Here is a 14,035-nt window from a genome sequence, read left to right on the forward strand (position 1 = left end):
CAGCACCCGCCATGCCCCGGGCAATTGGAAAAAGCGGATGAACTTTCCAAGCGCTAGTGCGCGACCAGCCAGTTGCTTCCGGTCCCGTACTCGACGAGGATCGGCACCCCTCCCGGGAGAGGCAGGGCCGTTTGCATCGTATCGAGGATCCGGGGGATCAAATCCTCCTGTTCTTCCGGATGCAGATCGAAGACCAATTCGTCGTGCACCTGCAGCAGCATCTTGGTGCGGTAGGTGCCTTCCCTCAGCAGGGCGTCGATCCGAATCATCGCGAGTTTGATCATGTCGGCGGAGCTACCCTGAATGGGCGTGTTGATCGCGGCACGTTCGGCATTGCCGCGGATCGTCTGGTTGCCGGAGGTCAGGTCCGGGAAATAGCGACGGCGGCCGGTCAGGGTCTCGACGTAGCCGCTCATCCGGGCTTCTTGGATGGTACGGTCCATGAACTCCTCGATCGCAGGATACTGCTTGAAATAGTTGTCGATGATCTCCGCCGCTTCGCCGCGCGGGATGCCGAGGCGCTGGCTGAGGCCGAAGGCGGAGATGCCGTAGATGATGCCGAAGTTTACCATCTTCGCGCCGCTGCGCTGCTCGCGTGTGACCTCACTCTCGGTGATGCCCCAAACTTTCGCCGCGGTAGCAGTATGAATGTCGCGGTTCTCGCGGAAGGCCTCGATCATCGAGGCATCGCTGGCGAGTCCGGCCATCACCCGCAGCTCGATCTGCGAGTAGTCGCAGGACAGCAGGGTGAAGCCTTCCCGCGGCACGAAAGCCTTGCGGATCTGGCGTCCGAGAGCGGAACGGATCGGGATGTTCTGCAGGTTCGGATCGGTGGAGGCGAGCCGCCCCGTGGCTGCCACCAGTTGGTGGAACTGCGTGTGGATGCGACCCGTCTCCTTCACGATGTGGGCGGGCAGCGCGTCCAAATAGGTGCCCTTCAGCTTCGTAGCCTCCCGGTATTCCAGGATCTCGTCGATGATCGGGTGCTTGCCTGCGAGTGAGGCGAGCGTCGCCTCGTCGGTCTTGAACTGCCCGGTCTTGGTCTTCTTCGCCTTGTCGGCCAGCCCCAGCTCGTTGAACAGGATCTCCCCGAGTTGCTTCGGCGAGTTCAGGTTGAAGGGTCGCTTGGCGTGGGCCGCGATCGAGACGGAGAGTTCGTTGATCCGCTGCTGGAGCTGGCCGCCGATCTCTACCAAGGCCGCAGGATCCACCGCAATGCCTTCCATCTCCATCCGCACCAGCACCGGCAGCAGCGGGCACTCGATCTCATGGCAGACTTTCTCCTGACCATCGAGCAAGGGGCGGAGCTTTTCTGCAATCTGCCAAGTCACGTCGGCATCCTCCGCGGCATACTCGGCCAGCGTTTCCAGCGGGATCGCTGCGACATCGAGTTCCTTCGACTTCTTATTCGTCTCCGCGAAACTGAAGAGGTCGTCGGAATTCGGAGCGGTAGCGAGATCCGGTTGCAAGTGCGATGCCGCGATCTCCGCCAGCTTGATCGGAGAGTAGCCGAGCATGGTCTCGCTCACATAGTCCATGGTGTGGCGCTGGTCCGGGAAGACCAGCGAGTGCGCGAGCATGCTGTCGAAGAAAGGCCCCTCCACGACGATCCCGTGATGGTGAAGTACGGAGAGATCGTACTTCAGGTTGTGGCCGGTCTTCAGTGCTGGCCCGGTCAGCGCGGTCTTGAGCTGGGGATGCAGGTCAGCGGAGTAGGGCAGATACCATCCCTCCTGCCCTTTCCAGGAAAAGGCCACGCCCAGCAATTTCGCCTCGAAGCGATCGAGTGAGGTGGTCTCGATATCGAAGCAGAAGGCGGTTTGCCTGCCCAACTCCTCGAAAAGCCGCGCCTGTTTCTCCGCGGTATCAGCCAGATGGTATTCGTGCGGCACCTCGGAGATCTTCTTGAAGGTCTCGAAGATCGTCTGTGTGGCAGCCGGAGTCTCCTCGCTTGGCGCGGGCGGACTGAAGTCCGCGCTCCCGGGGAAGAGGCGCTTGGTCAGGGATCGGAATTCAAACTCGGTGAAGAGATCCTTCACCGCCTCGTCGTCACGCTGCGACAGCTCTAGGTCGGTCCAGCTCACTTCGAGCGGGGCATCGATGATGATGGTCGCCAGTTCCTTGGAGAGCCGGGCGTTATCGGCGTGGGTTTCGAGGTTCTCCTTCTGCTTGCCCTTCAGCTTGGAGAGATTCTCCAGCAGGTTCTCCACCGAGCCGAAGTCCGCGATTAGCTTCTGCGCCGTCTTTGGGCCGATGCCGGGCACGCCGGGGATGTTGTCCACCGTGTCACCCATCAGGCCGAGCAGGTCGATGATCTCGTGCGGGCTCTTCACGCCCCAGATCTCCGGCAGCTGCGGCAGACCGATCACCTCGTGCTCGGAGCCCTTCTTGCCCGGCTTCCACATGAAGGTCGTTTCGCTGAGGAGCTGAGCGAAGTCCTTGTCCGGCGTGACCATGTAGGTTTCGAAGCCCGCCGGCTCCGCCCGCTTCGCCAAGGTGCCGATCAGGTCGTCCGCCTCGTAGCCGTCGATCTCCAAGAGGGGAATGTGGAAGGCCTTGCAAAGGCGCTTCACGTTCGGGATCGCCGCCGCGAGTTCCTCGGGCATTTCGTCGCGCTGCGCCTTATAGGCCGGGTAGCGCACATGCCGCGGAGTGGGAGCGGAGGTATCGAATGCGACACCCAAGTGGGTCGGCTTCTCCTTCTCCAAAATGGTCAGCAGCGTGTTTGTGAATCCGTAGAGCGCGGAAGTATTCACGCCCTTGGAGTTACGGATCGGATTCTGGATGAAGGCAAAGTGGGCCCGGTAAACGAGCGCCATCCCGTCCAGGAGGAAAAGTCGCGGCATGCGGCGACCCTAGGGGCGGGGGGGCGGCGGGCCAAGTGCCGGTCTCGGCAAAATCGTGACCCGGCAAAATTCCGGCCCCGCGGTGAACTTGGAAAAATCTGGCCAAAGGGTGGCCGGAATCCTTACGTATCCGCCAACAAGATGAAGTATTTCTTCCCGATGCTTTGCGTGGTTGCCGCCGGTGGTGCGGGCTACGTCTTCGAGCCTCAGATCAGCCCCAGCCTGATCGATTACACCGGCACCACGGAACGGGTGATCGAGGTTATGGAAAAGGACGGGAAAATCGTCGTCACTCCGAAAACTCCGGAGTCCGCTCCCGCTCTCCCGAAAGCCGACCCGGCCCCCGCGCCCGAGCCGGTGGTGAAGAACGACCCGGCTCCCGCCCCGGAGCCCAATCCCGAGCCGCCCGTCGTTCAGAACGAGCCGGAGAAGATGGACGAAACCCCGGCCCCCGCGCCGGAGCCGATCCCGGAACCGGCCCCCGTTGGCGGCGAAGCCATGGGCGAGGAAGCTCTCGTCGCGCTGATGCAGGAAAGCATCAAGGACGGACAGGTGAAGGAATTCACCTTCGATCAGGTCATGAAATGGAGCGCAGGCCCCGAAGAGGAGGTCGACGGCGCCAAGTATCAGACCGGCCTCGCCGAGTACAAGGCGGAAACGATCTTCGGCGTGAAGACGATGAAAGCCAAGGCCCTGATCAAGGATGGCAAGGTGGCCAAGTGGATCTGGGCTACCAGCGGCATGGAGATCAAGTAGGGCTCCCGTCTCAAAGGAGAAGAGCTCCCGGAGGTGTGACCCCCCGAGAGCTCTGTCCCATGATTCCGGATACCTCAGATACCCGGTACCAAACCGCTGCTGCCGCTCTGCTTCCACACCGGGCCGCTGGTCGCGTATCGCGGCGCCGGGCCTTGCAAGTTGGGGTCGGGCAGTGACTCGTCGAGTCGGAAGAGGGGCAGGATCGGCGCGCCGGTCGCGGCCTTCTCGTATTTCTCGCCGATCTCTTCCATCAGAAGGGAAACGCCAAAGTAGCCGCCGGGGATTTCTCCAATCAGAATCTCCACTGGGTAGGAGGCACCCGCACGCACCGTGATCTCAGGACCGACCGCGAAGCCGCCGATGTTGTCATTGTAGTTCGGCGAGGTCTCGTACTTGTAGAATTGGATCGGCACCCGCATAGGGCCCATCTTGCGGATATCTTTGGCGAGCTCTTCGTTCTCCTGGGTTCCATCCACCTCCGCGGCACGCCCGAACATGTGGGTGCCGGTGCAGCCGAGGGTATAGCCGTAGTCGAAGACGGTGCGGTTATTGAAGCGCACCACGAGTAGGTCGTCGCCCGCGCCGACAAAGCGAAACTTGCCGGACTTTGGCGCCTTTACCGTGCCGCGGTAGACCACGATCCAGCGGCGCGGTTGCACCTCCTTCTCGCAATTGAAAGCGGCCGGTGCTGCTTCCGCGCTCATGAAAGGCATGTGCAGCTTGGTCTGATACAGCTTCTGGCTGGCCTTGTAGTAGTCCTTGAACTCCTTGTCCTTGAATCCTTTGTCGACGATCTCGCGCACCTTCAGGCGCATTTCATCGTCGGTCATGTTGGTGGGCTGTTTGTCGCTGGTCTGCTTCAGGTCGTAGAAAGTCCCGATGAGAGCGCTCTCGGTGGCCTCCACCATGCCGAAGGGATTCCCCGAGCCACCGCCACCAAGTCCCGGTCCCATTCCGCTACCGATGCCCTTGCCATGGCCGCTGCCCATGCCACCACCGGTGCCGCTGCCGCCCATGCCCTTGGACAGGGAGCCGCCGCTCAGCGACCCGAGCGAGGCCATCTGCGAGGACGGGTCTGGCTCCGGTAGGGAGAAGCTGGTCTCCGCGCCGATCGCCGCGATCCGGGCCATGTTTGGCTGGGTCATTACCTGCCGGGCCTTGGTTTCCGCGGCCGAATCGGGTGAGCCGCCACCTCCTGCCGGTGGCATGAAATCCACTGTTTTCTCAGGCGGAGTGATGATCCGGAAGACCCAGAACGCTCCCGCCACGAGGAAGATCACATGAATCAGCACCGAGATGCTCAAGGCCCCGCCTCCCAGCCTCTGCCAGAAGGTCTTCTTCTGTTTCGGCGGGGCGATGCTTACCTCTTGGTATTCCGGTTCGGGGTCGAATTCGTTCATTTAACGGGGGAACGAAAACGGGTTTGTTTTTCTTGGGTGGAATTCGGCCTCCGTGTCATGCGACCTCGCTTTTGCGGAATCCGGCATCTCTCGTTCGTTTCTTGCGCTGGCCACCGCTTCTGCGCGGAATCCCGGGCACGATGAGCACCAAGCGGAAGGATCTCGAATTGCCAGTGCTACCTTTCGCGGATGGGAAGGGGTTCACGAAATGGCTGGGCAAGCAGCCGCTTGATTCGCCCGGCCTATGGCTGAAATTCGCCAATAAGGGCTCCGGAATTCCGGGCATCACCCAGCAGGAGGCTTTGGATGCCGCGCTGTGCCACGGCTGGATCGACGGCCAGCGGCTCGGGCTCGATGATGACTACTATCTGAACAAATACACGCCGCGCCGGAGCCGGAGCAACTGGTCCCAGATCAACCGGGCGCGCGCGCTGGAGCTCATCGCGGAAGGCCGCATGACCGAGCGGGGACAAGCCGAGATCGAGCGAGCAAAGCAGGACGGGCGCTGGGAGGCGGCCTCCGCACCGCCCAGCAAGGCGGAGGTGCCGGAGGATCTGGCCGCTGCCCTGAGGAAGAACAAGGTGGCGAAAGCGCTTTTCGAGCGTCTGGACCATCGCAACCGCTTTGCGATCCTCCACCGCGTCGGGCAGGCTAAGAAGGCAGAGACCCGAGCGGCGCGGATTGCGAAGTTGGTGGCGATGCTGGCGGAGGGCGAGCTGATCTATCCGCCGAAGAAGTCGTAGCGGCGTGCTTTGGCCCGCGATTCGCCTTGCCGGGTAGGGGAGGGGGCCGCTTCATTCCGCGCATGACGCCGGAGCTTGAGGATCTCTTCGCCTTCCTTCGTTTTCCCAGTGTTTCCACCGATTCGCGGAACGCGGCGGATGTCCGTGCCTGCGGCGAGTGGATCGTGGCCAAGCTGAACGGCATGGGCTTGGAGGCGAAGCTGCACGAGACCCCGCGCCACCCGATCGTGGTGGCGAAGAACGCGCACAAGCCCGGCCGCAAGACGGTCATGATCTACGGCCACTATGACGTGCAGCCGGTTGATCCGCTCAATCTCTGGACCACCCCGCCTTTCGAACCGCAGATCCGCGATGGCAAGATCTGGGCCCGCGGCTCCACTGACAACAAGGGCCAGATGCTCGCGCACATCCTCGGAGTGGAGAAGACGCTGAAGGAGAAAGGCGAACTGCCCGTGAACCTGATCTTCCTCTTCGAGGGTGAGGAGGAGATCGGCAGCCCGAGTCTCGCGCCCTTCTTGGAAGCGAACCGCGAGTTGCTGAAGTGCGATATCATTGCGATCTCCGACACCGGCATGGTCGCTCCCGGCCAACCCACCCTGAGCTACGGCCTGCGCGGCATCGCCGCCTGCGAGGTGATCCTCCGCGGCCCGGCCCGCGACCTTCACTCCGGCATCTACGGCGGTGCCATCCGCAATCCCGCGACCGAGATCGCCCGCCTCGTCTCGACCTTCCACGATCCGGAAGGCCGCGTGCAGGTGGAAGGCTTCTACGATGATGTGAAGCCACTTGAAGACTGGGAGCGTGAGATGTGGGCCAAGCTCCCCGGCACCAGCGATGAGGACTTCATCCGCTACAGTGGTTCTTCGAAGACGCACGGTGAGGCCGGCTACACTTCCGCCGAGCGCACTTGGGCCCGCCCCACCGCTGAGATCAATGGCATCGGCGGCGGCTATCAGGGCGAGGGATCGAAAACGGTGCTGCCCGCGGAGGCCTTCGCGAAGTTCACCTTCCGCCTCGTCCCGAACCAAGACCCCGCGGATATCATGGAGAAGGTGAAGGCTCACCTCGACAAGCACTGCCCGCCCGGCGTCTCGCTGCTCTACGTCGGCGGCCATGATGGAAAGCCCTTCTACACCGATCCCCACGGCCCCTTCGGCAAGGCCGCCCAGGAAGCCCTGCGCAAGTCCTTCGGCAAGGAACCGGTCCTCATTCGCGAAGGCGGCAGCATCCCGATCGTCCAAGCCTTCCGCGATATCCTCAACGTCGATACCATCCTGCTCGGCCTCGCCCTCGCGGACTCTCAGATCCACTCGCCCGACGAGAACTTCCCGGTGGAAAACTTCGAGGCGGGGATCCGTCTCAATCAGGCGCTTCTCGAAGAACTCGGGAAGTAATCCATCTTCTTCGCGCTTCTCTCTGCGACCTCTGCGCTTCCGCGCTTCGTTCCTTCAAAATGTCCGATACTCCCAAGTCCGATTTCATCCGCGAGATCATCGCCGCGGACCTCGCCTCCGGTAAGCACGCGACCACCATCACGCGCTTTCCTCCGGAGCCGAACGGCTATCTGCACCTCGGCCACGCGCGTGCGATCTGCCTGAACTTCGGCATCGCCTTGGAGAATGCAGGCAGCGGTGCGCGCTGCCATCTGCGCTTCGACGACACGAATCCGGAGAAGGAAGAGGTCGAGTATGTCGAGAGCATCAAGGCCGATGTGAAGTGGCTGGGCTTCGAGTGGGGTGACAATCTCTATTACGCGAGCGACTACTTCGAGTTCTACTACGACTGTGCCGTTCACCTGATCAAGAACGGCCTTGCCTACGTGGATGAGCAGACGGCCGAGCAGATCAAGGACACCCGCGGCAACCTGACCGTTCCGGGCTCGCCCTCGCCGTTCCGTGACCGCAGTGTGGAAGAGAATCTCGAGCTCTTCGCGAAGATGCGTGCCGGTGGATTCGACGAAGGAACCGCCGTTCTCCGCGCGAAGATCGACATGGCCTCGCCGAACATCGTCCTCCGCGACCCGGTCATCTACCGCGTGCTGAAGGCGGAGCACCACAACACCGGCGATGCTTGGTGCCTCTACCCGATGTATGACTTCGCGCACCCGCTGGAGGACGCGAAGGAGCACATCACTCATTCACTCTGCACCTTGGAGTTCGAGATCCACCGCCCCTTTTATGATTGGGTGATCGAGAATTGCCCGGTCCCCGCGAAGCCGCGCCAGATTGAGTTCTCGCGCCTGAACTTCACCTACACGGTGATGAGCAAGCGCAAGCTGCTCACGCTCGTGAAGGAAGGTCACGTCGCCGGCTGGGATGATCCGCGCATGCCCACGCTCTCCGGCGCCCGCCGCCGCGGCATCCCCGCCGTCGCCATCCGCAAGCTCTGCGAGAAGACCGGCATCACCAAGTTCCAAGGCATCACGGACATCGCTCAGCTTGAGTTTGAAATCCGCGACTACCTCAACACGGTAGCACCTCGCCGAATGGCGGTGATCGATCCGCTCAAGCTCGTGATCACGAACTGGCCGGAAGGTCAGAGCGAGGACATCGAGCTCGACAACCACCCGAAGGATCCCGCCATGGGTTCCCGCGCGGTGAAACTCTCCCGCGAACTTTGGATCGAGGGCGATGACTTCATGGAAGTCCCGGAGAAGAAGTACTTCCGCCTCGGCCCCGATCGCCATGTCCGCTTGCGCGGCGGCTACATCGTGAAATGCACCGGTTTCGAGAAGGATGACTCCGGCAAGGTGGTGAAGGTTCTCTGCGAATATCTCCCCGGCACCAAGGGCGCGGATGCCCCTGAAGGTGTGGAGTGTCGCGCCGCGATTCACTGGGTCAGCGCCGAGCATGGCGTGGCTGCGGAGGTCCGTCTCTATGACCGCCTCTTCACCGTGGAAGATCCGGATGCGGCCGAAGGCGGCTTCACCAGCGTGATCAATCCGGATTCCCTCAAGGTGATCCAGGCTTGGGTCGAGCCTGCTCTTGCAGCGGCAGAGCCCGAGACGGTCGTGCAATACGAGCGCCTCGGTTACTTCGTCGCGGATCGCCACGAGCATCAGCCCGGCACCAAGCCGGTCTTCAACCGCACCATCGGTCTCCGCGACTCCTGGGCGAAGAAGTGATCCCTCTCGGAAAGAGGGTCACAGGGGCAGCTCCGACGATAGCTTGCACTCCTGCATCGGGATCTCGGTCTTGATGCTTTTCACGCCCTTAATGCGGCCGAGATGTTCGATCTGGAACTTCCGGTAAGCGTCGAGGTCGGCGGCCACGATGCGCAGGATGAAGTCGCAGTCGCCCGCCATGAGGTGGCATTCAACCACCTCGGGCAGCTTCACGACCTCTTTGACGAAATGGTCTGTGGTATCGACGTCTTGGCCACTGAGCCAGATCCGCGCGAAGACGGTCAGCTTCATGCCGATCTTCGCGGCATCGAGCAGGGCGGTGTAGCCCTTGATGACTCCGGCCTCCTCTAGCAGGCGGACACGGCGCAAGCAGGGCGAGGGGGAAAGCCCAACCTCTTTTGCGAGTTCGAGGTTTTGAATCCTGCCCTTCTTCTGGAGCACGGCGAGAATCCTCTTATCGATGGAGTCCAGATTCATTAGAATAAAATTTCAATAAAGTGCATGAAATGCAATATCGATGCCAATTAGTGGTCGGTATTTGGCAACAACGCAATCCGTTTTAGAGGGAGGTGATGTATGATTGCCGGCATGCAGATTGAGAGTGTTGCCGGAAGCGAGGCGCCCGCCGTTTCAGGGGCGGGCGAACTGGCGCGCGGACTTCATACATCGCTTCCCGTCATGATCGGGTTCATCCCGTTCGCTTTGGTGCTCGGGGCTCAGGCTTCGAAGAAGGGATTCGAGCCCGCGGGGGTCGCCCTGATGACCGGCCTGAACTTCGGGGGAGGATCCGAATTCGCCGCGGTCCATCTCTGGACCTCGCCACCCCACGTCCTCCTGATCGTGGCGATCACCCTTCTCATCAATAGCCGCCACTTGCTGATGGGGGCTGCCCTTGCGCCCTTCCTCAATGGCTTGTCCAAGAGAAAGGCCCTCATGGCGCTCTTCTTCATGTGCGACGAGAGCTGGGCGATCAGCCTGGCAGATGCCCGCCGCCGCTCGGGAGAGAAGCAAATCCCGGCTTTCAGTCTGCCCTACTACATGGGTGCCTCTTCGGGCCTCTATCTAACTTGGGTTGTGTTCACCTTTCTGGGTGCCCGCCTCGGTCCGGTGTTGGGCGATATCGAGTCCTATGGCCTGGACATGGCATTCCCCGCGGTGTTCTTCGTGCTCCTGAAGGGGATGTGGACCGGCGTTCGGGCGGCCCGGCCTTGGGTTGTCAGCCTGCTCGCGGCGGTCGGTGCCTGTGTGTTTCTGCCGGGGGCTTGGTATGTGGTGGTCGGTTCCGTGGCTGGAGCCATCGCGGCGTGCCTTCAGGGAGGGGGGCGGAAATGAGCAATCTGTCGCTCCTCACTTTCGTGTTGATGGCTCTGGTCACCTACCTGACCCGGATCGGCGGCTATCTGGCCCTGAGAAACCGCAAGCTCGGGCCGAAAGCCACCGCTATCATGGATGCTGCTCCGGGATGCGTGCTCATCTCGGTGCTTGCCCCCCACTTCGCATCCGGTCGCCCCGCAGACATGGCTGCTCTGGCGCTCACGGTTGTTGCTGCGAGCCGGCTGTCCATGCTGCCGACGGTGCTCGTCGCGGTGGTCTCCGCCGGAATGATGAGAAACTTCGCTTAGCGTGCGGGATCCTGCGCCTCTCGACCCTGCAGCCTCAAATCTTTCATCGGGCTTTGCAGATCCTAAAGGATCGTTTATAGCCTCTCCGCATGCCGAGCGATTTCCTCGATCCATCGGGCCTCCTTGAGAACGGCGGCCCGATTTTGTGGCTTCAGGCGGCTCTGGCTTTTTTCGGTGCGGTGTTCGTGGTCGAGCGCCTCTTTTTCTTCCACCGCGCCCGCATCAATGTGGGTGACCTGCTGGTGGGTCTCTCCAATCACGTCCGCCGCAAGGCTTACGCGGAGGCCCTCCACGAAGCGGCCAAGGCTCCCGGTCCGGTCGCCCGGGTCGCCCATTCCGTCCTGCTCCGGCACTCGATGGAGCGTCCGGACCTGCGCGATATCGCCCAAGAAGCGGGCCAACTCGAGGTTCCCCGGATCGAGAAGAATCTCCGCGCGATCCTCGCCGTCTCGGTCCTCGCTCCGCTTACGGGCATGCTCGGCACCGTTCTCGGCTTGGCGGAAACCTTCCAGCGCATGAGCGAGCGCGGCGGCGCCGCCGGCTCCAACGAGCTGGCCGCCGGCGTCCTGATGGCCCTCGTCACCACCGCCGTGGGCCTCACCATCGCGATTCCGGCCTACCTCTTTTACCTCTATTTCATCGGCCGGGCGAAGCGGCTCTTCCACCGCATCGAACGCACCGGGATCGAGATGGTGAACATGATCTGCGATGCCCGCATGGACACCGGCATCGTCTCGATGCGCGATGAGCTGGACGCCCGTCGCCGCGAAGAGCGCAAGAAGTGATGAAGCTGGAATCCTCGCTCCCCGAGCGGCCGGGCTTCCTCTTCGTGGTCCCGGCTTTCAATCTTCTGGCGCTGCTGATTGCAGTGATCCTTTGGCGCGAGTCCTTCTCCAGCCAGCACGGTCTGGCCTTGGAACTGCCGGTTTCCCGCTACCAGATCGAGCGGCCCACGGATGCCAGCGTGATTTCGATCACTGAGGGCGATCCTCCCGGCTATTGGCTCGGGCGAGAGGAACTCTCCCTCGGGCAGCTCTCGGAGCGCCTTGATGCCCGCCGTGGCAGTGAATCCGCCCCCGCCAGTAACGTGCTGCTGCGCGTGGATGGCGAGGTGCCGGTGGAAACCCAGCAGGCAGTGGCCGAGATCGCCCTGCAGAAGGGATTCCGCGTCTGGATGCTCGGTGAATCGGCCGAGAGTCAACCGGTGCCGGAAAGGCAAAAACCCTGAACCATGTTCGGCCTCCGCTCCAAACGCGCCACCCGGGACCGCCGCATCGGTTTGGTTTTCCAGTGGCGTCTGCCGGTGGGGAACCACATGAGCTTCCTCAGTGCGATTGCGGTGGTAGGTCTGATCAGTGTCGGCCTTGCTGCCACGGTGCGAGTCCGTGTGGGCGGCGGCGGGCTACCCCGTCATCCGGAGCGCCGCGGTTCCGTGATCTTCGTGCCGCACGGAGGCGAGTGGGATTCGCTCCGCACCTTCGCCTTGGAGGCCGGGCCTTTCCCGGTTCGTGAGGACCCCTCCGGGGATCCCGTCGTCGTGGCCTTGGTAAAGGAAAGCATGGGGAACGCGAATCTTCCGGGTTACCGGTATCAGCCTGAATTCAAGCCGGTTGCGATCGCCGACCCGGAGCCGTCCGAGGATGCCGAGGAGGCGAGCCCGGGCGATTTGCCCCCTTTGCCCCAGCCGGAAGCGGTGACGGCTGATCCGTCGCTGCGACCCGTTCTCCAAGTTACCGTGCTTACGGCAAACGGGATCCGGGCGGTCCAACCTCCGGCTCCTCCGCCTGCCGGTCTCTTGCAAGGGAATCGTTATCTCTTGAACTACAGTCCCGCCGGGCGTGTTCTCCGCGTCACCTCCGTGTTCAGCCCCCAGGAGGCAGCGGGCGGCGGTGCCACCGTGGAGGCGTGGCTGCGCCAGGTCCTCATCGAAGGTGGCGGAAAATCTGGCGGCTGGGCCAGCGTGGAAATCTCCGGCGGATCATGATCGAGCTCACCCTCACCGAACTCGCCGCTTGGGCCATCGGGGTCGCGATGGTGATCGTGGCCTTCTTTTCCTGGATTTCCCGCTGGTCGAACCGGAATGCGGAGCGCCGCTCGCTGCGCCGCCGCGTCACCTGCCGCCTCTGCCAGCTTGTGGTGGAAGACGAGGGGAGGGGGCGTATCTTCCAGTGTCCTCACTGTGGCGCGGCCAACGAAAGGGGCCGCAACCGTAGCTTGGGATGAGGCTTGCCACCTACCCCGGCAGACTTTAAGGACGCCCGAACTTCCCGCACGCACGCCCCGTCACTATTCCCATGAGCGAAAGAAGAGTCGTCATCACCGGCATCGGCTGTGTCAGCCCCCTTGGCAACGATCTCCAGTCCACCTGGGACGGAATGAAGAACGGTCGCAGCGGGATCGGTACCATCACCCAGCTCGATCCGGCACCGTACGAGTGCAAGATCGCCGGTGAGGTGAAGGACTTCTTCCCCGACACCTATTTCAACGTGCCGAAGGACTCGCGCCGCTCGGACCGCTATGTCCAATTCGCCGTCGCGGCTTCCAAGATGGCCATGCAGGACAGCGGTGTGGACGTGGAGAAGATCGATCGCCGCCGTTTCGGTGTGATGGTCGGTTCCGGCATCGGCGGCCTCGGCACGCTCGAGCGCGAACACGAAGTCTGTCTTACCAAGGGCCCGAAGCGAGTCTCGCCCTTCACCATCCCGATGATGATCTCGAACATCGCGAGCGGCATCATCTCGATGGAGTACGGTCTCTACGGCCCGAACATGGTTATCGTCACCGCCTGTGCGACTTCAAACCACAACATCGGGGAAGCATGGCGCATGATTAAGTTCGGCGATGCCGATGCCTTCCTCTGCGGCGGTGCCGAGGCCACGATCCTGCCGATGGGTCTTGCCGGCTTTGCCAACATGAAAGCGCTGAGCACCCGCAATGATGCTCCAGAGAAAGCCTCCCGTCCTTTCGACAAGGACCGCGACGGCTTCGTCATGGGTGAAGGTGCCGGGGTGGTCGTGATCGAGGAGTTCGAGCACGCCAAGGCCCGCGGTGCCAAGATCTACGCCGAGCTGGTTGGCTACGGTGTGAGCGCGGATGCCCATCACCTGAGCGCGCCGTCCCCGGATGGCTCCGGCCCGGCTTATGCGATTGGCATGGCGCTCAAGCACGCCAAGCTGAATCCGGAAGACGTCCAGTATCTCAACGCCCACGCGACCTCCACCGGTCTTGGCGATATCGCGGAAACCCGCGCCATCAAGCTCGCCTTCGGCGACTACGCCACGAACGGGCTCATGGTCAGCTCGACCAAGTCGATGACCGGCCACATGCTTGGTGCCGCCGGTGGCATCGAACTGGTCGCAAGCGTCATGTCGATTGTTGACGGTGTCGTGCCGCCGACCATCAACGTCGAGAACCAGGATCCGGAGTGTGACCTCGACGTGGTGCCGAACACTGCCCGCGAGACCAAGGTGGATGTGGCTCTCAGCAATAGCTTCGGCTTCGGCGGGCACAATGCCTCGCTGCTGGTGAAGCGCTTCGACTAAGC

At 62.4% G+C, this 14,035-nt stretch carries 14 protein-coding genes; 11 read left to right on the plus strand and 3 right to left on the minus strand.

Features of this window, described 5'->3' with window-relative positions; all coding sequences use genetic code 11:
- Nucleotides 1-53 precede the first annotated feature (53 nt).
- Nucleotides 54-2,846 (minus strand): DNA polymerase I, encoded by a 2,793-nt coding sequence (gene polA, locus OJ996_RS01415; protein WP_264510402.1) that lies wholly within the window; start codon nucleotides 2,844-2,846, stop codon nucleotides 54-56.
- A gap of 141 nt (nucleotides 2,847-2,987) precedes the next feature.
- Between polA and OJ996_RS01420 the strand changes: the two genes are divergently transcribed.
- Nucleotides 2,988-3,602, plus strand: a complete 615-nt coding sequence (locus OJ996_RS01420; RefSeq protein WP_264510404.1) for a hypothetical protein — start codon at nucleotides 2,988-2,990, stop codon at nucleotides 3,600-3,602.
- Nucleotides 3,603-3,676: 74 nt separating this feature from the next.
- Here the strand turns inward: OJ996_RS01420 and OJ996_RS01425 are convergent, their stop codons facing one another.
- A complete protein-coding gene (locus tag OJ996_RS01425) occupies nucleotides 3,677-5,002 on the minus strand; it encodes a hypothetical protein (RefSeq protein ID WP_264510406.1) in 1,326 nt (441 codons plus the stop codon).
- Nucleotides 5,003-5,142: 140 nt separating this feature from the next.
- Between OJ996_RS01425 and OJ996_RS01430 the strand changes: the two genes are divergently transcribed.
- The 3 genes from OJ996_RS01430 (at nucleotide 5,143) to OJ996_RS01440 (ending at nucleotide 8,869) form a co-directional block, all read left to right on the plus strand.
- Nucleotides 5,143-5,745, plus strand: coding sequence for a YdeI/OmpD-associated family protein (locus OJ996_RS01430; RefSeq protein WP_264510408.1), 603 nt, complete (start codon nucleotides 5,143-5,145; stop codon nucleotides 5,743-5,745).
- A gap of 62 nt (nucleotides 5,746-5,807) precedes the next feature.
- On the plus strand, nucleotides 5,808-7,139 hold the full coding sequence (locus OJ996_RS01435) for a dipeptidase (RefSeq protein ID WP_264510409.1): 1,332 nt from the start codon (nucleotides 5,808-5,810) through the stop codon (nucleotides 7,137-7,139).
- A gap of 59 nt (nucleotides 7,140-7,198) precedes the next feature.
- On the plus strand, nucleotides 7,199-8,869 hold the full coding sequence (locus OJ996_RS01440) for a glutamine--tRNA ligase/YqeY domain fusion protein (RefSeq protein ID WP_264510411.1): 1,671 nt from the start codon (nucleotides 7,199-7,201) through the stop codon (nucleotides 8,867-8,869).
- A gap of 18 nt (nucleotides 8,870-8,887) precedes the next feature.
- Here OJ996_RS01440 and OJ996_RS01445 read toward each other — a convergent pair whose 3' ends face one another.
- Nucleotides 8,888-9,346: an Lrp/AsnC family transcriptional regulator gene (locus tag OJ996_RS01445; RefSeq protein WP_264510413.1), complete on the minus strand. Its 459-nt coding sequence runs from the start codon at nucleotides 9,344-9,346 to the stop codon at nucleotides 8,888-8,890.
- A gap of 111 nt (nucleotides 9,347-9,457) precedes the next feature.
- Here OJ996_RS01445 and OJ996_RS01450 point away from each other — a divergent pair, with 111 nt between their 5' ends.
- From OJ996_RS01450 to fabF, 7 genes are all read left to right on the plus strand, one after another.
- Nucleotides 9,458-10,201, plus strand: a complete 744-nt coding sequence (locus tag OJ996_RS01450; protein WP_345783753.1) for an AzlC family ABC transporter permease — start codon at nucleotides 9,458-9,460, stop codon at nucleotides 10,199-10,201.
- Nucleotides 10,198-10,491 (plus strand): AzlD family protein, encoded by a 294-nt coding sequence (locus OJ996_RS01455; RefSeq protein ID WP_264510417.1) that lies wholly within the window; start codon nucleotides 10,198-10,200, stop codon nucleotides 10,489-10,491. Before OJ996_RS01450 ends, OJ996_RS01455 begins: the two co-directional genes overlap by 4 nt.
- Before the next feature lie 89 nt (nucleotides 10,492-10,580).
- A complete protein-coding gene (locus OJ996_RS01460; RefSeq protein ID WP_264510419.1) occupies nucleotides 10,581-11,276 on the plus strand; it encodes a MotA/TolQ/ExbB proton channel family protein in 696 nt (231 codons plus the stop codon).
- Nucleotides 11,276-11,719: an ExbD/TolR family protein gene (locus OJ996_RS01465; protein ID WP_264510421.1), complete on the plus strand. Its 444-nt coding sequence runs from the start codon at nucleotides 11,276-11,278 to the stop codon at nucleotides 11,717-11,719. Before OJ996_RS01460 ends, OJ996_RS01465 begins: the two co-directional genes overlap by 1 nt.
- A 3-nt stretch (nucleotides 11,720-11,722) precedes the next feature.
- A complete protein-coding gene (locus tag OJ996_RS01470; protein WP_264510423.1) occupies nucleotides 11,723-12,475 on the plus strand; it encodes a hypothetical protein in 753 nt (250 codons plus the stop codon).
- Nucleotides 12,472-12,714 carry a hypothetical protein gene (locus tag OJ996_RS01475; RefSeq protein ID WP_264510425.1) on the plus strand — a complete coding sequence of 81 codons (243 nt, stop codon included), beginning with the start codon at nucleotides 12,472-12,474 and terminating at the stop codon, nucleotides 12,712-12,714. Before OJ996_RS01470 ends, OJ996_RS01475 begins: the two co-directional genes overlap by 4 nt.
- Before the next feature lie 71 nt (nucleotides 12,715-12,785).
- Nucleotides 12,786-14,033: a beta-ketoacyl-ACP synthase II gene (fabF, locus tag OJ996_RS01480; RefSeq protein WP_264510427.1), complete on the plus strand. Its 1,248-nt coding sequence runs from the start codon at nucleotides 12,786-12,788 to the stop codon at nucleotides 14,031-14,033.
- Nucleotides 14,034-14,035: the final 2 nt, after the last annotated feature.

Source organism: Luteolibacter rhizosphaerae (assembly GCF_025950095.1).
GTDB lineage: Bacteria > Verrucomicrobiota > Verrucomicrobiia > Verrucomicrobiales > Akkermansiaceae > Haloferula > Haloferula rhizosphaerae.

What these genes read in the sequence shown, in the direction of transcription:
- OJ996_RS01460 (WP_264510419.1), top strand. Translation starts at nt 10,581, where the DNA reads ATGCCGAGCGATTTCCTCGATCCATCGGGCCTCCTTGAGAACGGCGGC.
- OJ996_RS01445 (WP_264510413.1), bottom strand. Translation starts at nt 9,346, where the DNA reads ATGAATCTGGACTCCATCGATAAGAGGATTCTCGCCGTGCTCCAGAAG.
- OJ996_RS01465 (WP_264510421.1), top strand. Translation starts at nt 11,276, where the DNA reads ATGAAGCTGGAATCCTCGCTCCCCGAGCGGCCGGGCTTCCTCTTCGTG.
- OJ996_RS01430 (WP_264510408.1), top strand. Translation starts at nt 5,143, where the DNA reads ATGAGCACCAAGCGGAAGGATCTCGAATTGCCAGTGCTACCTTTCGCG.
- OJ996_RS01440 (WP_264510411.1), top strand. Translation starts at nt 7,199, where the DNA reads ATGTCCGATACTCCCAAGTCCGATTTCATCCGCGAGATCATCGCCGCG.
- polA (WP_264510402.1), bottom strand. Translation starts at nt 2,846, where the DNA reads ATGCCGCGACTTTTCCTCCTGGACGGGATGGCGCTCGTTTACCGGGCC.
- fabF (WP_264510427.1), top strand. Translation starts at nt 12,786, where the DNA reads ATGAGCGAAAGAAGAGTCGTCATCACCGGCATCGGCTGTGTCAGCCCC.
- OJ996_RS01420 (WP_264510404.1), top strand. Translation starts at nt 2,988, where the DNA reads ATGAAGTATTTCTTCCCGATGCTTTGCGTGGTTGCCGCCGGTGGTGCG.
- OJ996_RS01455 (WP_264510417.1), top strand. Translation starts at nt 10,198, where the DNA reads ATGAGCAATCTGTCGCTCCTCACTTTCGTGTTGATGGCTCTGGTCACC.
- OJ996_RS01450 (WP_345783753.1), top strand. Translation starts at nt 9,458, where the DNA reads ATGCAGATTGAGAGTGTTGCCGGAAGCGAGGCGCCCGCCGTTTCAGGG.
- OJ996_RS01425 (WP_264510406.1), bottom strand. Translation starts at nt 5,002, where the DNA reads ATGAACGAATTCGACCCCGAACCGGAATACCAAGAGGTAAGCATCGCC.
- OJ996_RS01470 (WP_264510423.1), top strand. Translation starts at nt 11,723, where the DNA reads ATGTTCGGCCTCCGCTCCAAACGCGCCACCCGGGACCGCCGCATCGGT.
- OJ996_RS01475 (WP_264510425.1), top strand. Translation starts at nt 12,472, where the DNA reads ATGATCGAGCTCACCCTCACCGAACTCGCCGCTTGGGCCATCGGGGTC.
- OJ996_RS01435 (WP_264510409.1), top strand. Translation starts at nt 5,808, where the DNA reads ATGACGCCGGAGCTTGAGGATCTCTTCGCCTTCCTTCGTTTTCCCAGT.